This window comes from Siminovitchia fortis (assembly GCF_007681465.1).
Classification (GTDB): domain Bacteria; phylum Bacillota; class Bacilli; order Bacillales; family Bacillaceae_C; genus Siminovitchia; species Siminovitchia fortis.
This window is the reverse complement of record NZ_VEKZ01000156.1, coordinates 1-908: the sequence shown is the minus strand read 5'-3', so window position 1 is coordinate 908 and position 908 is coordinate 1. Positions and strand designations below refer to the sequence as shown.

The following is a 908-nucleotide window of genomic DNA, read 5'->3' as shown; positions in this document are numbered from 1 at the left end:
CTTCATGTTTTTTTTGTGTTCCTAGGGGCTCGGACAATATGGAGCCGGTTGACTGGATCAAAATGTCCAATCGTGCAATTCTAGTCGGCATTCGTGCAATTCCCGGTCCGGTTCGTGCAATTCCGCTCCCAATTCGTGCAATCACACCCTTATTTCGTGCAATCCCCCGCAATTCATGCACTTTCCATAGCATTTCCAATTTACCTTTCTAAAAATCCATAAACTCCTATCCCTTTAAGTCATAAAGATTGTTTTCATCGGAATCCTTTCCTAAAATTAAAATAAACTACAAACTGTGGAGGGGGAGTCATGTCCATATATGATTTTGGTGTCCGAAGCGCAGATGGGAAAACAGTTTCCTTAAACGAATTTCGAGGTAAAGTGCTGCTTATTGTCAATACAGCCAGTAAATGCGGATTTACCCCCCAACTGAAAGAGTTGCAGCTGCTTCATGATACATACAAAGATCAAGGTTTCGCTGTTCTCGGCTTTCCAAGCGATCAATTCATGAATCAGGAATTCGATGATATTCAAGAAACCTTGGATTTTTGTCAAACGAATTATGGTGTCACTTTTCCGATTTTCGCCAAAATCCAGGTAAAAGGCGAGAATGCCCATCCGCTATTCAAATTTCTGACAGGTTCAAAGCAGGGATTTTTAACAAAGGAAATCAAATGGAATTTCACAAAATTCCTGATCAATCGACAGGGCTCCGTAGTAAAAAGATACGCCCCGCAGACAAAACCTCCGAAAATTAAAAAGGATCTCGAGGCGCTATTATAGAAGTTTTGCCGAAGTACAAAAATCAATCTGCAGCTTCCAAGTCTTTGGTCCCAATTTGCCTTTTGTATATGGTAATCTAAAAATGAACCACAATCGCACTTGAAAATTGAACCACTTCAATAGAA

Annotated in this window: 2 protein-coding genes; one reads left to right on the top strand and one right to left on the bottom strand. The window is 40.4% G+C overall.

Features of this window, described 5'->3' with window-relative positions:
- Window positions 1-193, bottom strand: a 193-nt coding sequence (locus FS666_RS20110; protein ID WP_222119389.1) for a hypothetical protein, incomplete at its 3' end; no start/stop codon positions are given.
- 116 nt (window positions 194-309) lie between these two features.
- On the opposite strand from FS666_RS20110, the gene FS666_RS19385 reads away from it, so the two are divergent.
- Window positions 310-783 carry a glutathione peroxidase gene (locus FS666_RS19385; RefSeq protein ID WP_144463792.1) on the top strand — a complete coding sequence of 158 codons (474 nt, stop codon included), beginning with the start codon at window positions 310-312 and terminating at the stop codon, window positions 781-783.
- The last annotated feature ends 125 nt before the right edge of the window (window positions 784-908 follow it).

Bases quoted from the DNA above. Each gene is read 5' to 3' on its own strand.
- FS666_RS19385 (WP_144463792.1), top strand. From the start codon at position 310: ATGTCCATATATGATTTTGGTGTCCGAAGCGCAGATGGGAAAACAGTT.